We start from the raw sequence: 19621 nt of genomic DNA on the forward strand, positions 1-19621 counted from the left end.
TTGTTTTCTGGTTATTTTCCGAATTTTACAACATGAAAACATCAATGAGTCAAATCGTATGAGAAACTTAAAACAAAGTTTATGGGTGCTTGTATGCCTGTCACTATCCTCATGTGCAGAACAAAGTTATGAGAAGACACAGGACGGCATCATCATTAACCTACAACAAAAGCAATCTACAGATGCAGGGAGGGTTAGATTGCAAGTAATTAACGACAAGGTAATTCGTGTTTCGGCTACCCCCGGAAAACATTTCTCGAAAGAGGAAAGTCTGATAATTGTTCCGCAGGCAGAAAGCCAAAGTTCGTTCTCGGTAGAAGAAGCAGAGCGACAACTAACCCTCAATACAGCTACCTTGCAAGTAATCGTAGACCGCAATACCGGAGAAGTGGTGTTTGCCGATAAAAACAGGAATGCCATTCTACGCGAAAATGAAGGAGGAGGAAAGACTTTCACCCCCATTACTGTAGAAGGTACGGAGGGATATGCCATGCGACAAATATTCGAGTCACCCGCAGATGAAGCATTCTACGGATTAGGCCAGCATCAGGCCGACGAATTTAATTATAAGGGAAAGAACGAAACGCTGCTACAGTATAATACAAAAGTATCTGTACCCTTTATCCTATCCAATAAAAACTACGGCATCCTTTGGGATAACTATTCGTTGAGTCGTTTTGGTGACCCACGCGAATACGCGCAACTAAACGAAAACTTCAAACTGTATGACGCCCAAGGGAAAGAAGGCGGATTGACAGCCATATACACTCCCGCCTCAAAAGACAAGCTTGCGGTGGAACGTACGGAAAGTACAATCTGCTATGAGGATATAAAGACAATAAAAAATCTGCCTGAAGATTTTCCCTTAGCCGGTTCATCAGTGAAGTACACCGGTGAAATTGAATCTAAGGAAAACGGCGTGTATCGTTTTCATCTTCATTATGCCGGATATGTAAAAGTCTATGTCAACAACCAACTGATTGTTCCCGAACGCTGGCGTACAGCCTGGAACCCTAACGGCTATAAATTTTCGCTTAATCTCGAAGCCGGCAAACGTGTTCCTGTCCGCATTGAGTGGAAGCCCGACGGGGGTGAGTCATACTTGGGATTGAGAGCATTAAGCCCGGTTAGCGAACACGAACAGAATAAACTGTCTATCCAGAGCGAAATGGGCAACGAAATGGACTACTATTTTGTTTATGGCAACAATATGGACGAAGTAATCAGTGGCTATCGTACCCTTACCGGAAAAGCTCCCATCATGCCTAAATGGGCTATGGGTTTTTGGCAAAGCCGTGAACGGTACAAAACACAGGAAGAAATACTGGATGCATTGAAAGAGTTCAGGAAACGCCATATTCCTATTGATAATATCGTACTCGACTGGAATTACTGGGAAGATGATGCCTGGGGAAGCCATGAGTTTGATAAAAAGCGTTTCCCTAATCCAAAAGCTATGGTAGATTCTATACATGCGATGCATGCACAGATGATGATTTCCGTCTGGCCGAAGTTCTATGCAACTACCGAACATTTTAAGGAATTTGATGAAAAAGGTTGGATGTATCAACAGGCGGTAAAGGATAGTATTCGCGATTGGGTCGGTCCCGGCTATGTAGGTTCTTTCTATGATGCTTACGCCGAAGATGCCCGTAAACTTTTCTGGAAACAGATGAAAGACCATCTCTATCCGTTGGGAATTGATGCTTGGTGGATGGATGCCAGCGAACCGAACGTACGTGACTGCACAGATATGGATTACCGTAAGGCTCTTTGTGGTCCTACCGCGCTTGGCCCTTCTACTCAATATTTCAATGCCTATGCTTTGATGAATGCACAGGCCATTTATGAAGGTCTTAGAGAGGAAGACCCTAATCGCCGGGTGTTCCAACTCACCCGTTCAGGTTTTGCCGGGTTGCAACGCTATGCAACAGCCACATGGAGCGGTGACATTGCTACCCGCTGGGAAGATATGAAAGCCCAGATTTCTGCAGGATTGAATTTTGCCATGAGTGGTATTCCATATTGGACAATGGATATCGGCGGATTCTGCGTGGAAAGCAGGTACGTAAACGCACAAATCGAATATAATAGGACAGGCAAGGAAAATGCAGATATGAAAGAATGGCGAGAGCTAAACACCCGCTGGTATCAGTTCGGGACATTTACTCCACTGTTCCGCGCACATGGGCAGTATCCATTCCGCGAAGTATATAATATTGCTCCTGAAAATCATTCTGCCTATAAATCTATTACAGCATACACCAAATTGCGCTACCGTATGATGCCTTATATTTACTCGTTGGCAGGAAAGGCTTATTTTGATGATTACACCATAATGCGATCCTTGGTTATGGACTTTGGTAAAGACAAACAGGTGGAAAATATTGGAGACCAGTATATGTTTGGGCCTTCGCTTATGGTATGTCCTGTTTACGAATACGGTGCCCGTAGCCGTGAGGTTTATTTCCCGGCTACCACCGGATGGTACGATTTCTATACCGGAAAATATATCGGAGGTGGTCAGCAACAAACCGTTGGTGCGCCTTACGAACAAATTCCACTCTATTTCTGTGAAGGTTCTATCATACCTATAGGCTCGGAAATTGAATATGTCGATGAGAAGTTGTCTGAGAACATTACCCTGTATGTATATGCCGGTCGGAATAGCACATTTACTCTGTATGAAGATGAAGGCGTGAATTATAATTATGAAAAAGGGCAATATAGCATGATTCCAATAATATACGACGATGCATCGCACACATTAGTTATCGGCGACCGTCAGGGTGAATATTCCGGCATGCTTAAGAACCGGGCATTTAATGTGGTATTTGTTGATAAGAAGAATCCAAAACCTTTCAATGCGAACACAAAGGGAGTAGAAATTCTATATGATGGAAAAAAGAAATGGTGCACTGTACAGGCGTATGATGAATGAGGGTAACTTTAGGTAATAACGCCTTTGTATTGAATTCATCAAAAACATAATGATATTTCTTATACATATATTCTCTCATTACCTGCCTATTCAATATTAAAATACCCCCTCCAGAACATATTCTGGGAGGGGTGAAATCACTATACGACTGAATAGGGTTCAGTATACGACTGAATGCCATTCAGTATACGATTGAACCCTATTCAGTATACGACTTAATTGGCATCCTCTTGAACCCCTATCCCGGGAGACAGCAAAAGGAAGAGAATTTGTAAACTATTCCCCATTCCTCATTCCTTATTCCCCACTTCTCATTCCTCAAAATCAGCACCCCAAAATAAATCCATTCAATAAAATCGGATAGCGCAAGCAGAATATCTGAAGTTATTCTGTATCTTTGTATTCACTATCATTTCGCATGTCCTACTATAAAAGCAGTAGCTATGAGTAAACTTTATCCCATCGGTATCCAGAACTTTGAGAGTCTTCGCAAGGATGGCTATATGTATATAGATAAAACCGCCTTGATTTATAAGATGGTGAAAACAGGACGGTATTACTTCCTCAGCCGTCCGCGCCGCTTCGGCAAGAGCTTGCTGATTTCTACGCTCAGAGCCTACTTTGAAGGCAAGAAAGAACTCTTCGAAGGACTGGCAATGGAACAGTTGGAAAAGGACTGGACACGACACCCCGTTCTGCACCTGGATTTGAATATAGAGAAATATGATGTACCCGAAAGCCTGGACAGGATACTCAACGAAGCATTAGTGAGGTGGGAAAAAGTATATGGCGCCGAACCTTCGGAAACATCTTTTTCCCTGCGCTTTGCCGGTATCATCCGGCGCGCCTGCGAACAAACGGGGCAACGCGTCGCTGTCCTCATAGACGAATACGACAAGCCCCTGCTGCAAGCCATCGGGAACGAAGAACTGCAGAAGTCTCTACGGAATGCACTGAAACCCTTCTACGGCACACTGAAAAGCCAGGACGAATACATCAAATTCGTCATGCTGACAGGCGTAACCCGCTTCGGTAAGGTGAGCGTATTCAGTGACCTGAACAATCTGGAGGATATCTCCATGTGGAATCAATACGTCAGTATCTGTGGCGTCACGGAACAGGAATTGCATGATAATCTGGAAGCAGAGCTTCATGAATTGGCCGATGCCCAGGGAATGACGTATGAGGAGGTTTGCAGCAAACTGAAAGAATGCTACGATGGCTATCATTTCACATCCAATTCCATCGGTATCTACAATCCGTTCAGTTTGCTCAATGCCTTTAAGCGTAATGAATTCGGCAGCTACTGGTTTGCCACAGGTACGCCCACTTATCTGGTGGAACTGCTGAAGAGTCACGATTACAATCTGGCGAATATCACGCGCGACGAAACGCCATCCTCCATACTCGAAGGCATAGATACTATGGATACCGACCCTATCCCCGTGATTTACCAGAGCGGCTATCTCACCATAAAATCAAATGGCGAACGTGCCGGCAATTACCGTCTGGGATTCCCCAACCGCGAAGTAGAAGAGGGCTTCACTCAATTCCTGCTCCCCTTCTACGTGAATTCCAATGCTTCGAAATCTGCTTTTGGGATTCAGAAATTCATCGACGAGGTAGAGGCCGGAGACTACGACGCCTTCTTCCACCGCCTGCAAGGTTTCTTTGCCGATACTCCCTACGAGTTGGTTCGCGACCTGGAGTTGCATTACCAAAACGTCCTGTTCATAGTCTTCAAACTTGTCGGCTTCTATGCCAAAGCAGAATATCACACAAGCGCCGGACGCATTGACCTTGTCCTTCAGACGGACAAGTTCGTCTACGTCATGGAATTCAAGCTGGACGGCACGGCAGAAGAGGCGCTCAGGCAAATCAATGAAAAGCAGTACGCCCTGCCGTTTGAGCATGACTCCCGGCAACTATTCAAAATAGGAGTGAACTTCTCCGCCAAGACGCGGAATATTGAGAAGTGGTTGGTGGAATAAGGGAAATGTATTAGGAAAGCTTTCTGACTTTGCAGGATTATTAATCTTCCCCATGTTTGTGGCGGCAGTAATTCTCAAATTGAATAAATCAATTTCTATCATAACAGGCATTGTTAATCCTGCCGTTAAGCCATTACCTGATAAACTACCATCCATTCAATCCCATTCTAAGAAATGAACGAATCAAGGCTTTTTCAAGGTTTGCTTTATTGGGAATCTCATTCTTTGCTTTCTGTGCTACTTCATTAATGAGGAGCGAAATACCGCGGGGAACTATCTATATCGGAGATGCTTATAACATAAAACTGCCGAAAGACTCTGTGATTGCCTCCATACTGAGGCTTGGATATAACTGTGATTTCTATGAAGGAGATTCTGCTGTTGTCGACTCTGTTATCCGACCTGTTACCTATCTTGCACCCTATTATCAAACAGATAATATAATCCGGACTTATGGCGATTCGATAATAAGCGACACTACCGCAAGTGTAAAATATCGACTGGAAGAGGTAAAACCTAACAGGACAAGACTGACCATCATAAATGTGACGTTTCCCCAAGAAGGCAATATACAAGATTGGAGAACACTGAAACACTTGAGTGAACAATATTCACGATGGCTTAACCAGAATTGGATAGAAAAAGTGAAATAAGGACGTTGCGCAATGAGCGTTCTTTCGTCTCTAATGAAGTTATGTTTATGATGTAACGTTGCCGGAATGATAGCAAATCGGTCGGTTTGTTATTCAATATGACATCATATCTTTGTTTTGTGTGACATATCCTGTTTCACAGACTTCCCATCTGGAATATTCTATGAATAAAAGAAGAATAAACATACTGCATTTCTGCATATTCTTGCAGCGTTGCAGGCTTTTTATGCAGAAAAGGATTGCTTCTTCCAGGTGAAAGGGTCACTACTTATGAGTAGAACATCAACTACCTATAAGTAAAACACTAACTACCTGTAAGTAGATGGTTCACTACCTATGGGTAGTTGACTCGTTACTTATAGGTAGTTGACTCATCCTGTCCGTTTTTTCTTTTCTTAACCCACTTTCAGGAGATATTTTGTTCCAGAATAAATGTAAGTATTTCGATATTGCACTGTCAGTCTGTCACTTACTGATTTTCGCTCGCGTATTTCCAGCCACGCGGACATCCGGGCGGAAATAACGCATTCTCGACTGATTAGAAATACAAAATGTCAGTAGCTTTACAAAATGTCAGTGGCTTTTCTCGACAGTATAGAGCTGGACATTGCAAGTGTCCATATCAATAAAAGAATAAAACTCATAGGAGGCAGGATTACCGGCGCCTGCAGTTTCACCGTTTTTGGCATCCTCTGCGGTTTCCCACTTCACTAGGTCAACCCATGTGTCGCCGGCACGAAGCACTTCCCAGGAAATGAAGCCCTTTTGTTGGGACAGCACTTCGTTATGACACTTCTCCGATGCGATCAGGAAATCCTCCACAGATACGTCTGTCTTGAGTTTGTAAGATATAAACCAAATGGCGTTCATTATACTTTCTTTTATTTGTTTAAACTGTAAATTCCCGGTGGCATTTAATAAATGCACGTGCCGGGTAATGCTGCGGTAAAGATAAACAAATAGTGTGAGAATTTTATGCTTGATGCGTTACTTTTATATTTGATTATTTCTTAAGTGAATAGTGTGATAAAGAAATTATTCGTATTTTTGTGCAAGTTCCCTTATACTGCGTATGAACGCACAAAGGATGGTGAATGGAATTATTTATGTATATCTAAATACAAGTTTTATGATACGGAATAGATACATTTTATGCTTAGCGCTATTGCTATTTGCATGCACATCTTCTGCTCAAAGCAGATATGCTCTCTCCTTTTCCGATTACATGGATGGGAAGTTTACCACAGTAGAGAATCTGACTATTGAATCCAGATCCAAGAGTAAGAGATTCTGGAGTGGAGGAGCCGATTTTAAACCGAAGACAAATGATAAACAGACAGATAAACTGTTGAAGAAGGAAGTGAAGTACATCATACATCAGGATACCTTGTACGTAAACTGCCGGCAATTAAGATATGAGGGATGCAAGTTTGGCAATTGGTATGCGCCCGGTTTCCGTTTCGGTACCGACAGGATTTGTTTTATCGGCATTAAGATTGGCAAAGAGCAGACAAATGAGCAAGTTGCTGCCGGTATATTTTTTGGTGCTATAGGTGGGGCTATCGTAGCGTCCAAACAACTGAAGAACAGAGTCTGTTATCTGGTAGAATCGGATAATAAGAAAGTGAAGCTTATTACTAAAGACAATATGAGAACCATCTTGCTGAACTACCCCGAATACTTGCAGGAATACAATGCCTTGCCCGAAAAGGAGAAGGAATCGGCAGATGTAATTATGGAGTATCTTATTAAAACGAATTTGTTAATGAGATATTAGCCTCCATTATCATGCTTTAGGAGTTACGAGGAGATAAAGCATACAGCAATACTAACTTATCTAAACTCCACCGCAATCTCCACAGGTCGGCTCCCGGACGTCCATTCCGGCCCCTCCCGGATGAGACGTATGGCTTCCTGATCCAAAGATTCGCAGAGACTTTTCTTGACCCTGATATTGAAAGGACGACCCTCATTGTTAACAAAGAAAGTCAGCACGACCATACCTTTAACTTTGGCACAAGCCTCGTCGGCAGGGCGAACCAGGTTCTTCTTCAGATATCTCCTGTACTGCTTCATGCCGATGACAGGTTCCGGAATACCGGCACTCTTCAGTGTATCCTGCAAGGCTTTCGTGTCAGACATTTTCTTCTGCGTTCCGTGTCCCACTACTACGACCTCATGAAGTATCTCGTTTTCAGCTCTGTGTTGCACCTTCGCCCTTTCCTTGCTCCTTGCCTCAGCAATCTTCTCGGATTGTATTTTCTGCATCATTTCCGCATCACTTTTCTTCTGCATCATTTCAGCATCGTTTCTCTTCTTCATCATTTCAGCAGCAGCGACAACGTCAGAATCAGCAGCAGCAACGTCAACGGCAATATGAGAATCAGCAACGTCAGCATCAGAATAAACATCAACAGCTTCAATTTCAACATTAGAATCTTTCACTATTGTTAGAATCTCCTCGTCTTTCACTTCCTCTATATCTGCTGTTATTACCGACTGGGCAACAGGTTTGTTTTCCGCCTTTGCTATATTCCTCGTCATCTCCTTTGCATCCGGAAGTTTACCGGAATCAGGCAGCGTCTTTTCTGTGGATGCAGGCGCAATCTCTTCCTCGTAAACAATATCAGGAGCAGCCGCCGTTCCGGGAATACCCTCTTTGGCAATAAACGAATGCTCTCCCATGTCCTTTTTCAGCAACAGGAAGTAACTGCTGATACCTATTCCTATAACCAGACAGGCAGCAATGCTCCAGGTGATGGCATACGTATTCCGTTTCTTTTTAGAATGCGCCGTCACCTTCACCCGCTTCGAATGCGCCGCCACCTTCATCCGCAATTGCTCGATTCGTTGTTCATGCTCTCCCTCCACTTGCCGGTACCCATCCATAGCATCGGCAAGGAAAGGGTCTTGCATCGACTCTTTTTCCAGCCGATGTGCTTCCTGTCCTTTGCGGAGTCCTCGTATGTAGTCCAATAGTTTCATAGGGTTTGTTTCTTAATACAGATTTTTAAGTTTCGCTTTCCGTTCTGGATATAGCTTTTCACATTGTTCAGAGTAAATCCGGTTTGCTCGGCGATGTCTGCATACGACATCTCTTCTAAAAAGAAACGCCGGATGCTGCTCCGTTGTTCTTCGGGCAGCTTCTCCAGGCAGTGGTACAGTGCCGTCAACTGCTCTTCCGAACTTTCCTCCTCACTTAATAGATGCAGAAATTCATCGGATTCCATAATGTTAACGGTATAATCGAGTGTAATTTCTTTGTTTTCCTTGCGCAGTAGTTGCAGGCAGTGATTTTTGGCTACACGGTAAAGCCACGGTCGGAAGACTTGTATCTCGTAATTGCCGACTTTGGACAACAGGTCTTCGAACAATTGCATGACGGCTTCCTGCGCCCGGTCTTCGTCATGCAGATACTTCAGGCAAAGTCCGTACAGCAGCGGGATATAGCGGTTGTACAGTTCACCGAAATATTCCGTGTCTCCGGACTTGGCATAGTATGCCAGTAGTTCCTCGTCCGACAGCTTCGATATGTTTCTCTTAAAGAACAGCAATTATTAAAGGGCAGCAGTTTTTTCGTTGCCAAAGATAGGTATATACCATTAAAAACAGCAACGTAAGAAAGAAAAATAAAAAAACTTCGCCCTGTTTTTATGGAATCTCTGTGAAATCTGCATCTCTATAGTAAAAGCGATTAATTGTAATATTTAAAATGATAAAGTTATGAAGACAAATCAGTTCAGAGCGATGATGCTCGCAGTTATGTTAGTGATTATTACGTTGGGCAGTGCATGCTCGCAGACGTTGACGGTGAAGGGAACGGTTACGGATAGTTCCAACGGTTCTCCCCTCGCAGGATGTTCGGTAAGTATAAAAGGTACGGAACGCAAGACTGTTACGAACAGCACAGGGCAGTACAGTATTGGTGCGAAGAAGGGTGAAGTTCTTGTTTTCGTCCATACAGGGTTTAAAAAGGCGGAAAGAACAATACGTTCGGAAAAGATGGATGTGGCTCTTAAGGTGGCTATTGTAGTTGCCGAACCACCGGCTGTACTTCCTGAGTCAGTGATTGTAATGGAAGATCAAATGGAAGTTCTGTATGAACAGGAAGTTGTTGCGACTGCATATCAACAGAAAAGGGCATTATCAAGAAATGCGGTCGCTAAAAGTATGCCAATCCATAGTGTATACGATTCAATGGAGGCGGAAGAATATACGGCTATCAGCGAAAATGGCTTCAAGCAAGTTGACGAGGCTCCGCTTTCTACCTTTTCTATTGATGTGGATGCGGCGTCTTACAGCAACATGCGCCGTCTTTTAAATAGTGGCACGTTGCCTGCGCCGGATGCCATACGGACGGAGGAACTGGTGAACTACTTCTCGTACAATTATGCCAAACCTACCGGAAGTGACCCGGTGAAGATAACCATGGAAGCAGGCGCCTGTCCCTGGGATGCAACCCGCCGCCTTGTCCGCATCGGACTGAAAGCGAAGGAGATACCTACCGACAATCTTCCCAAAGCCAACCTGGTGTTCCTGATTGATGTTTCCGGTTCCATGTGGGGAGCTACCCGTTTGGACTTGGTGAAATCATCGCTGAAGCTGCTGGTTAATAACCTGCGCGACAAGGATAAAGTAGCCATCGTGGCGTATGCAGGCAGTGCAGGTCTGGTGCTGGGTTCTACTTCCGGCAGCGACAAGCAGAAGATACGCGAAGCGATAGACGGACTTACATCGGGTGGCTCTACGGCAGGGGGCGCCGGTATCCAGCTTGCTTACAAGGTGGCTAAAGAGAACTTCGTTACCGGAGGAAACAATCGTGTCATCCTTTGTACGGACGGGGATTTTAATGTGGGCGTTTCATCTGTCGGAGGTCTGGAGCAACTGATTGAGAAAGAACGGAAGAGCGGTGTATTCCTCACGGTGTTGGGTTATGGAATGGGAAATTACAAGGATAACAAAGTCCAGACGCTGGCCGAAAAAGGGAATGGGAATCATGCCTATATTGATAATATTCAGGAGGCGAACCGCTTTCTGGTGGGTGAGTTCGGCGCATCGCTCTATACGGTGGCGAAGGATGTGAAGTTGCAGGTGGAGTTCAATCCCGCCCGGGTACAGGCATATCGCTTGATTGGTTACGAGAGCCGTTTGCTGAAGGACGAAGACTTCAATAATGATGCAAAGGATGCCGGAGAACTGGGAGCGGGGCATACGGTGACGGCATTCTATGAAGTGATTCCCGTAGGTGCAGAGAATAACTATATAGGAAAGGTGGACGACTTGAAGTATCAGGCAAAACGAAAAGAAGCGGTGAAACCTACCGGTTCCAATGAATTGCTAACCGTAAAACTGCGCTACAAGGAGCCGGATAAGGATGTGAGCAAAAAGATGGAGCTTCCTTTCGTGGACAACCGGGGCAATCAGGTTTCTTCCGATTTCCGTTTTGCTGCTGCTGTGGCTATGTTTGGACAGTTGCTTCGGGGGTCTGATTATAAGGGAGATGCAAGCTATGAGAAAGTGATAAGTCTCGCCGGGCAAGGGCTGAGTAATGATGATAAAGGATACAGGAGGGAATTTATCCGCTTGGTTGAGGCGGCGAAGGGGCTGGCTCGTTAGTAGAGGCGGAGTGCACTCGCGGAAGATGAGGAGTGCTTCGTGATGGCTTGTCGACAATAATATTTACTGAATGACAATCTCCCGGGTTGATATGGCTAAGATAGTTTGTTGAGCACTATAGTTGCTCAAAAACCCGTCCGGAAGGCATTCTGAAAGGGGGTATAATCACTATACGACTGAATAGGGTTCAGTCGTATAGTGAATGCCATTCAGTCGTATAGTGAATCAGGCTCAATATGCGGGCTGATTTATGAAGGGTAATTCAGGTCTGTATTTGTATTCTTTTCTGCCCATCAACAGCTTGTTGCCGTTTTGCTGTATTGCGGAATTGTTAAACTTCGCTTTGCTAAGAGCCTGTTTAAATTTAAAGTCTCCGCTTTGCTTAAGTTCAAAGAATATATTGCTACTTTTGCCGCAGATAGGTTAATTCACGAACCTGCATTATTCATACATGCAGGAGTTAGAGGAGTTAAAGGAGCTATCAGCCTACAAGTTGACTTAGGAGTTAAGGCCAATACTCCGTAAGAGATAAGCAAGAGTATCGGCTTTAACTCCTCTAACTCCTGAGCAAAGCGATAACCCCTTTAACTCCTGAAGCATGAATAATACAGGCTAAAAGAGCAGCAATATGAATATGGAAGAGATTAATATAAGCATCGCCCGCCTGGAGGATTTGGAAGAAATACTCCGGCTCCAGAAGCATGCATTCCGCACAGAGGCAGAGGCGCATGGGAATTACGACATAGAACCGCTAAAGCAAACCTACGAGTCAATCCTTTCTGACTTTGACACCTGTGTGTTTCTGAAAGCGGTGTATAAAGGAGAAATAATCGGCTCTGTGAAGTACAAAGCATTGGACGACCGGGTGTGGCTTGGAAAACTTATCGTAAATACCAGTCACCGCGGACGGGGACTGGGAAAAAGGCTGCTTGCGGAGGTAGAAAGAAATAATCCCGGAGCAAAGAAGTTCCAGCTCTTCACCGCTGCATCAAGTCTTCATAATATACGGTTGTATGAATCGGTTGGTTACCGGGTGTGCCGGGAATATGAGGATGAGACACAAGGAGGGTTCCTTATGGTTGAAATGGAGAAGTACGTTACTTCATCCTTTTCAGCATATTCTATATAGATGCTCCGTGCTTCCCTGCCGCCAGACTCAAGTTTTCCGCATAGCTTCTGCCGGCATCAAGACCGAATGCGCTGAAAATCTCTCGCTTGATTGCTGCATTCTTGGGATTGCGCAGATCCCATTTGCGCATGAAGTGATTCTTTCTCTCCCAAAACGGGGCATTCGACCCGGCTGCGATGCACTGTTCCAATTCGTCAGTATCCAGTCCGAAGCCTATACCCTCGTTGCGGTATGGATTAGGAACGTACTTTGTTGTTGTGCTCGTTTGCTCCCATTTCTGGCATTTGCTGCCGAGTTGCTCAACAGTCATCTCCCTGTAAATCAGCCCGTATTGCAGGTAAGCTGCGTTCTTATCGCCGGAATTGATACTACGGCTGTACGAAATCAGTAAATCGTCGCCCATATCGTCAATCGTAAGGTCTTGATAACCGATTATACGGTTTTCACCATAATAAAAATGATTGTCCATAATGGCTTGTGCGGGCAGGGCGGGGCACTTTGCCAACTCGTTGAGGTCAATCTCCGTTGTACCGGCGATTTTATGATATACCTTAATTATCAACGGTCTGGTCATGAGGTTGGTCAAACCGTAATTCTTCTCCCGCTTGAACTCCTCGTTCTTTCTCAACCGTGCCACGTCGATTAGAATCCGTCCAAAGCCCCACTGCCGTCTGCCGATGCGGAAAGCGAAGAAGTCGCCCTCGCAGAATTTGCAGTGCTGCCGCTTGGATACTCGAAAAGCTTCTATCTTGCGCAGGTCTTCATCTGTGCTGTCGGCAATCCATCCGTCGAGCCATGTGCGCAGATCCTCTGTGGTTTTTCCGTTGCCAAGCTCTTCGCTGTAAAAGGTAGTCTGCGTTGTATAGTTTGCGATACGGAGGTAGCCATTAGAGTCGAACCTGAAATATACACCGAAAGGACTGAACGATTGCGTCCCTGTGAAGTTCAGCTTTTTGGGTTTTCCCTTTGCGGTTTTCGGCAGAAGCATGGTGCGATTCTCTGCTGTCTTTTCATTAAGTTCGCACTCGTAGTAGCTATTGCCCGAGGCCATTATCTCCTTGCGAATGATTTCGCCATCGAAGTACAGCCACTTCTCGCCCAACTGTATAAGTTCCCAATGTGCCTCGACCGGGACAAGCCCCAGATACCGTCGCCGTTCGTTAGTCAGTTCAAATTGTAATCCGTTCATATTACACTTTTCTTCCCTTTCAGGTAGTTAATATTCTTGTTTTGATTCATGTTAGTCGACAAAGATAATAAATGTTTCTGAAACGGCGATTATGTTGTGTTTTGATTATCAGTGTGTATTACAAAGTCTCTCCCCAATGATGAAAATAGTTAAGGTTCGGATGAAAGTTTGCAACCAGCCTGAAGCAAGTTTAGTATCGAGGGCGTTGTGTCTTTGTAGTATGGGAAGCATTAAAATGGAATGCCTTTGATGCAGTATTTCACAGGAAGTAGCATTTCATTAAGTATATGGTACACTTATAACATACACAGATAGATGCTATGAAGAAAGAAAAGAAACACCGGTTACGCTTCTGCAACCGGATACTGTCCGGCGGGTTAGCCTTACTTGGTTTTAGTGCGTGTGACCGCTTTGCTGCCGTTGAATACGGAATGCCCTATTGCCATTTTGAAATAAAAGGTAAAGTGCAGAATGAATTGCAACAGCCCGTCAGTGGTGCAAGGATTCTGGTGAAGGAACTGTTGGATAATGGTGAACAGCTTAACCTCTACCATTCCGACACGGTGTACACTGAGAGGAATGGAGATTATCAATTTCTGGATAAATACGCAGTGCCGGACAGGCGCAAGTATCGTATAGTGTGCGAAGACGTTACGGGTGAACATAAGTCCGACTCCACAGAAATACAGATGGAGCCCACAGGCCCTCATGATGGTTGGTTCGAAGGTGAAGACAGCAAAGAAGTGAATTTCAATCTGAAGAAAAAGGATGAGTAGCCTCTCGATACGCAGGCGGCTTGCATTGGAGATTAACCGGAAGATATGGAACAACCTGAAACAACTGCATCCCCTGACACAACTCTTTTGGGAATGTACCCTGCGCTGCAACCTCTACTGCAAACACTGTGGAAGCGACTGCAAACAGATGGCAGAAGTAAAAGACATGCCTGCCGAAGACTTCCTGCGCACCATCGACTCTATCACCCCTCATGTAAATCCCAATGAAGTAAGCATCATCATTACCGGCGGCGAACCGTTGATGCGGGAAGACCTGGAAGAGGTAGGCCTTGCGCTGTACCGTCGCGGTTATCCCTGGGGTATGGTTTCCAATGGACTTCACCTGACGACAGAACGCCTGCAACGCCTCATGGCAGCCGGGTTGCATTCCATCACCATCAGCCTGGACGGTTTTGCCGAAGACCACAATTGGCTGCGCGGACATCCCGAAAGCCATGCCCGCGCCCTGGAAGCCATAAAGATGCTGGTGTACGAACCCGAACTGACGTGGGATATAGTGACTTGCGTCAACCGTCGCAACTATCCTCAGCTGGAAGAGCTAAAAGACTCATTATATAAAATTGGTGTCCGCCATTGGCGGCTATTTACCATTTTCCCTGTGGGGCGTGCCGCCTTGCATCCCGAATTCCGGTTGACGGATGAGGAGTTCGCCGGAGTTATGGAATTCATTAAGAACACCCGTAAAGAGGGGAAGATACATGCGAGTTACGGCTGCGAGGGCTTTCTCGGTAATTACGAAGGGGAAGTGCGCGACACTTTCTTTGCCTGCAACGCCGGTGTCACTGTCGGTTCTATCCTGATAGACGGCTCCATATCCGCCTGTGCCAGTATCCGCAGCGATTTCCATCAGGGCAACATCTACCGGGACGACTTCATGCAGGTTTGGGAAGAACGCTTCCAGCCTTTCCGCAATCGCGACTGGATGAAGAAGGGCGCTTGCGGAGACTGCTCTTTCTTCCGCTATTGCGAAGGAAACGGAATGCACCTGCGTGACGGGAATGGTGATTTGCTGTTTTGCCATTCAAAGAGGTTGGGGGTTCAGTAATATACATTTGAACCACATAAGAAATAAATTATAGACACACATGCTTGTATCTGTTTCATTTTATATCTTTCTTTGCAAAAGGAAACTGTTTTGATTTTGCCCGGACAAGGAATGAAATAAGTGAATAGACAAATGATTCTAACAGAAGAAACGCTCCGCTTCATTCGCGAACATCGTTATGACGATGTCCGCAGTCTTGCGTTGCAAGCAGGTAAATATCCGGATATAGATATGCATGCCGCTGTTACGCAGATAGCAGGACGACAGCTTGCCGATAAAAAAATACCGGCTTGGGCAAATACGGAAGGAATCCTGTATCCGCAGCATCTCTCTTTGGAACAATGCTCTTCAGAGAAAACGGCAAAATACAAAGTGGAATTGGTTACCAAGACAATAAACCATACCGAACCGCTTACGAGCACAACCGCACGCGGCGCTTTTACCGACCTGACCGGAGGCTTCGGCATCGACTGTGCTTTCCTGTCCGCTTGCTTCCGGCAGGCAACCTACGTAGAACGTCAGGAACCGCTCTGCGAAATAGCCGCCCACAACTTCTCGTTACTGGGATTGAAACATATCACCGTTTGTCACGAAGACAGTATCCGGCACCTGCAAGGAATGCCTCGTGTAGACTGGATATTCATTGATCCCGCCCGTCGCGATGGACACGGCGGCAAAACAGTCGCTATCGCCGATTGTGAACCGAACGTAGCGGAACTGGAACCGATGCTACTTGCAAAGGCACAATACGTTATGGTGAAACTATCGCCGATGCTTGACCTGTCACTGTCGATACAAGACTTGAAACAAGTACAGGAAGCACACATCGTATCCGTAAATAATGAATGCAAGGAATTGCTGCTGATATTGGGACACGGCGCGGTCAATCCGGAAAACATTCCCATACACTGTGTTAACCTGCAAACCAAAGGGGAAAAGAGTTCGCAGGAAACAGCGCAATCCTCGGAAGATAAATATCCTCGTGAAACGGAACAATCCTTCACCTTTACCCGCAGGCAGGAATCATCCAGTCCGGGAAAATATACCGATACACTCGACAAGTACCTGTACGAACCCAACAGTTCCATTCTCAAAGCCGGCGCTTTCCGCAATCTATCCACCATATATGGGGTGAAAAAGCTACATCCCAACAGTCATCTTTATACCTCCGGCGAACTGACAGCAAACTTCCCCGGCAGGAGTTTCCGGATTACGGGATTGTGCACACTGAATAAAAAAGATATAAAAGCAGTATTAGGAGATACCAGAAAAGCCAACATTACAGTCCGGAACTTTCCCTTATCAGTGGCGGAACTTCGCAAGCGTATCAAGTTGTCCGAGGGCGGAGAAGTATATGTGTTTGCCACAACTTTGAATAATGAGCAGAAAGTCCTGATCCGTTGCGAGAAATGCCGGCAAACGGCTTCTTTTCGGGGCGATGTAACAACAGTGAAACAAAATGTAACATTTGAAGCAAATCTGTAACACTGGTTCAAATATCTGAAATAGCTTTCTTCTTGTTAATCTCCATTTCTGCCTACATTTGTAAATGTTATCTGCCTTAGTAAGGTCAGACTCCATTAATAATTATCAAAAACACTCATATCATGAAAAAGAAACTTCAATTGTTTGTCGGAACCGGATGTCTTTATCTGTTCCTGTTCTCATTTTTCTCGTGTTCACAACCTCCCTACAAGAATCCGGAGCTAAGCCCGGAAGTACGCGCCATTGATCTTGTAAGCCGCCTCACTCTGGAAGAAAAGGCGGCATTGATGCAAAACACTTCCCCGGCCATCCCCCGATTGGGCATTAAGGAGTACGACTGGTGGAACGAAGCGCTGCACGGAGTAGGACGGGCAGGACTCGCCACTGTATTTCCGCAAGCTATCGGTATGGGAGCTTCCTTCGACAACAAATTGCTCCTTGACGTATTCACGGCCGTATCCGATGAAGCGCGCGCCAAAACCACAGAGTTCAGTAAGGCGGGCGGCCTGAAACGCTACCAGGGGCTTACTATGTGGACTCCCAATATCAACATCTTCCGCGATCCGCGCTGGGGCCGGGGACAGGAAACTTACGGTGAAGACCCTTACTTGACCGGACAAATGGGAATAGCAGTCGTAAACGGCCTGCAAGGCACCGGAGATGAGAAATACGATAAGATGCATGCTTGTGCCAAACACTTTGCCGTACACTCAGGTCCGGAATGGAACCGTCACAGCTTCGACGCAGAGAACGTTGACCCGCGCGATTTATGGGAAACTTACCTGCCTGCTTTCAAAGATTTGGTTCAAAAAGCCGGCGTGAAAGAAGTAATGTGCGCCTACAACCGTTTTGAAGGCGAACCTTGCTGTGGAAGCAATCGTCTGCTGGTACAGATACTCCGTGATGAATGGAATTATGACGGCATCATCGTATCCGATTGCGGTGCAATCAACGACTTCTTCAACAAAGGCGCCCACGAAACAGACCCGGACAAGGAACATGCTTCCGCAAAAGCCGTACTGATGGGAACAGATGTAGAATGTGGAGGGAATTACACCTCACTGCCCGAAGCCGTAAAGCAAGGGCTGATTGACGAGAAGCAAATCGACATCTCTCTGATACGTCTGATGAAAGCGCGCTTTGAATTGGGCGAAATGGATAGTCCGGAACAAGTATCCTGGACAAAGATACCTTACAGTGTAGTAAACAGCAAAGAACACCGCGAACTGGCATTACGCATGACCCAGGAAAGCCTTGTTCTGTTACAAAACAAACAGAATATATTGCCGCTGAACAAGAACCTGAAAGTAGCCCTCGTAGGTCCTAACGCCAATGACTCTGTAATGCAATGGGGTAACTACAACGGTTTCCCGGGACATACGGCTACCCTACTGGAGGGTATTCGCGGATACTTGCCCGACGCACAAATCATCTACGAACCGGGCTGCGACCTGACTTCCGACGTCACTCTGCAAAGTGTATTCCCGCAATGTAGCATTGACGGCAAGCAGGGTTTCAGCGCCAAGTACTGGAACAATACAAAGCAGGAAGGCAATCCGGACGTTACAACTCAAATTACCACACCGTTCCATTTCTCCACTACCGGCGCTACGGCTTTCGCAGCCGGCGTCAACCTGGTTGATTTCTCCGCAAGTTACGAAACCGTATTCCGTCCCGAAAAGGATGAAGACATTGCTTTCCATTTCCAAACGCATGGAATAAACAAGCTTTCCATTGACGGAGAAGAAGTTGCTTCCGGCAGGAATTTCAAGAATAAGGTCTATACTCTTTCGACAAAAACCGGGAAAGAATACCGTATAAGAATCGACTTCACGTTCCGCAATAGCGACGCTTCCCTCAACTTCGACATGGGACGGGAAGTACCTGTTGATTTAACGCAGGTTGTAAACAAGGTAAAAGACGCAGATGTCGTAGTATTTGCCGGAGGTATATCTCCTGCGATTGAAGGGGAAGAGATGCCTGTCCAGATTCCGGGCTTCAGAGGTGGCGACCGCGACATTATCGAATTGCCGTCTATCCAAAGCCGTTTGCTCGCAGAATTGAAGAAGGCCGGCAAGAAGATTGTATTTGTCAATTTCTCCGGTTCAGCTATCGCCCTCACTCCTGAGACGAAGAACTGTGACGTTATTTTGCAGGCATGGTATCCGGGACAGGAAGGAGGAACGGCAATTGCTAATGTTCTTTTCGGAGATTATAATCCGGCGGGACGTCTTCCTGTTACTTTCTACAAAAGTACCGACCAACTACCCGGCTTCGAAGATTATTCCATGAAGGGACGCACGTACCGGTATATGACGGAAACACCGCTTTTCCCCTTTGGACACGGCTTGAGTTATACTACTTTTGAGTACAAAGACGCTTCATTGAGCGCATCGGAAATCAAAGGAGACGAACTCGTAACGTTAGCTATTCCTGTCAGCAACACAGGTGAACGTAATGGTGAAGAAGTAGTGCAAGTATATGTGCGCCGTTTGGGAGACAAGGAAGGACCTTCACATACTCTGCGCGCCTTTAAGCGAGTAGCTATTGCCAAGGGAAGTACGAATATCGTTACTCTGTCGTTGAATAAAGAAAGCTTCGAATGGTTTGATACGGAAACCAACACGATGCGCCCGATAGAAGGCAGTTATGAGATTCTTTATGGCGGCACTTCGGACGTGAAACAGTTGAAGGCGATACCTGTTAGTATCAGATAAATGAGAATTTAGCGGTGTAAATGATTAATAGTAGTATCTCTATTCTCCTCCTCCTGGG

General features: G+C 45.7%; 14 protein-coding genes. 10 read left to right on the forward strand and 4 right to left on the reverse strand.

The features are described from left to right. Positions 1-58 precede the first annotated feature (58 nt). From B2Z67_RS01205 to B2Z67_RS01215, 3 genes are all read left to right on the forward strand, one after another. The gene (locus B2Z67_RS01205) at positions 59-2941 is read left to right on the forward strand and encodes a TIM-barrel domain-containing protein (RefSeq protein ID WP_291527990.1); all 2883 of its coding nucleotides are present in this window, start codon (positions 59-61) and stop codon (positions 2939-2941) included. Positions 2942-3384: 443 nt separating this feature from the next. After that, positions 3385-4932 carry an ATP-binding protein gene (locus tag B2Z67_RS01210; RefSeq protein ID WP_291527991.1) on the forward strand — a complete coding sequence of 516 codons (1548 nt, stop codon included), beginning with the start codon at positions 3385-3387 and terminating at the stop codon, positions 4930-4932. Positions 4933-5180: 248 nt separating this feature from the next. Further along, positions 5181-5585 (forward strand): hypothetical protein, encoded by a 405-nt coding sequence (locus tag B2Z67_RS01215; protein WP_291527992.1) that lies wholly within the window; start codon positions 5181-5183, stop codon positions 5583-5585. 573 nt (positions 5586-6158) lie between these two features. On the opposite strand, the gene B2Z67_RS01220 is transcribed toward B2Z67_RS01215, so the two are convergent. Continuing rightward, a complete protein-coding gene (locus B2Z67_RS01220; RefSeq protein ID WP_291527993.1) occupies positions 6159-6455 on the reverse strand; it encodes a hypothetical protein in 297 nt (98 codons plus the stop codon). A 259-nt stretch (positions 6456-6714) separates the two neighbouring features. Between B2Z67_RS01220 and B2Z67_RS01225 the strand changes: the two genes are divergently transcribed. Further along, a complete protein-coding gene (locus B2Z67_RS01225) occupies positions 6715-7362 on the forward strand; it encodes a DUF6563 family protein (RefSeq protein WP_291527994.1) in 648 nt (215 codons plus the stop codon). A 56-nt stretch (positions 7363-7418) separates the two neighbouring features. On the opposite strand, the gene B2Z67_RS01230 is transcribed toward B2Z67_RS01225, so the two are convergent. Together B2Z67_RS01230 and B2Z67_RS01235 are read right to left on the reverse strand one after the other, a co-directional pair. Further along, a complete protein-coding gene (locus tag B2Z67_RS01230; RefSeq protein ID WP_291527995.1) occupies positions 7419-8570 on the reverse strand; it encodes an energy transducer TonB in 1152 nt (383 codons plus the stop codon). Beyond that, positions 8567-9139, reverse strand: a complete 573-nt coding sequence (locus B2Z67_RS01235; RefSeq protein ID WP_291527996.1) for an RNA polymerase sigma factor — start codon at positions 9137-9139, stop codon at positions 8567-8569. Before B2Z67_RS01235 ends, B2Z67_RS01230 begins: the two co-directional genes overlap by 4 nt. Positions 9140-9308: 169 nt before the next feature. Between B2Z67_RS01235 and B2Z67_RS01240 the strand changes: the two genes are divergently transcribed. Continuing rightward, on the forward strand, positions 9309-11201 hold the full coding sequence (locus B2Z67_RS01240) for a YfbK domain-containing protein (protein WP_291527997.1): 1893 nt from the start codon (positions 9309-9311) through the stop codon (positions 11199-11201). A gap of 628 nt (positions 11202-11829) precedes the next feature. After that, positions 11830-12330: a GNAT family N-acetyltransferase gene (locus B2Z67_RS01245; RefSeq protein WP_291527998.1), complete on the forward strand. Its 501-nt coding sequence runs from the start codon at positions 11830-11832 to the stop codon at positions 12328-12330. Here the strand turns inward: B2Z67_RS01245 and B2Z67_RS01250 are convergent. After that, the gene (locus tag B2Z67_RS01250; protein ID WP_291527999.1) at positions 12323-13519 is read right to left on the reverse strand and encodes an immunity 26/phosphotriesterase HocA family protein; all 1197 of its coding nucleotides are present in this window, start codon (positions 13517-13519) and stop codon (positions 12323-12325) included. The two genes, B2Z67_RS01245 and B2Z67_RS01250, sit on opposite strands and share 8 nt — an antisense overlap. 320 nt (positions 13520-13839) lie before the next feature. On the opposite strand from B2Z67_RS01250, the gene B2Z67_RS01255 reads away from it, so the two are divergent. The 4 genes from B2Z67_RS01255 to xyl3A all read left to right on the forward strand — a co-directional run bounded on the left by B2Z67_RS01255 (position 13840) and on the right by xyl3A (position 19563). Continuing rightward, positions 13840-14295, forward strand: coding sequence for a radical SAM-associated putative lipoprotein (locus B2Z67_RS01255; RefSeq protein ID WP_291528000.1), 456 nt, complete (start codon positions 13840-13842; stop codon positions 14293-14295). Then, positions 14288-15361 carry a TIGR04133 family radical SAM/SPASM protein gene (locus B2Z67_RS01260; RefSeq protein ID WP_291528001.1) on the forward strand — a complete coding sequence of 358 codons (1074 nt, stop codon included), beginning with the start codon at positions 14288-14290 and terminating at the stop codon, positions 15359-15361. Before B2Z67_RS01255 ends, B2Z67_RS01260 begins: the two co-directional genes overlap by 8 nt. A 132-nt stretch (positions 15362-15493) precedes the next feature. After that, entirely contained in the window at positions 15494-16846 is a 1353-nt protein-coding gene (locus tag B2Z67_RS01265) for a THUMP-like domain-containing protein (RefSeq protein ID WP_291528002.1), read from the forward strand. A gap of 122 nt (positions 16847-16968) precedes the next feature. Then, a complete protein-coding gene (gene xyl3A / locus B2Z67_RS01270; RefSeq protein ID WP_291528003.1) occupies positions 16969-19563 on the forward strand; it encodes a xylan 1,4-beta-xylosidase in 2595 nt (864 codons plus the stop codon). The last annotated feature ends 58 nt before the right edge of the window (positions 19564-19621 follow it).

Source organism: Bacteroides sp. UBA939 (genome assembly GCF_002293435.1).
Lineage (GTDB): Bacteria > Bacteroidota > Bacteroidia > Bacteroidales > Bacteroidaceae > Bacteroides.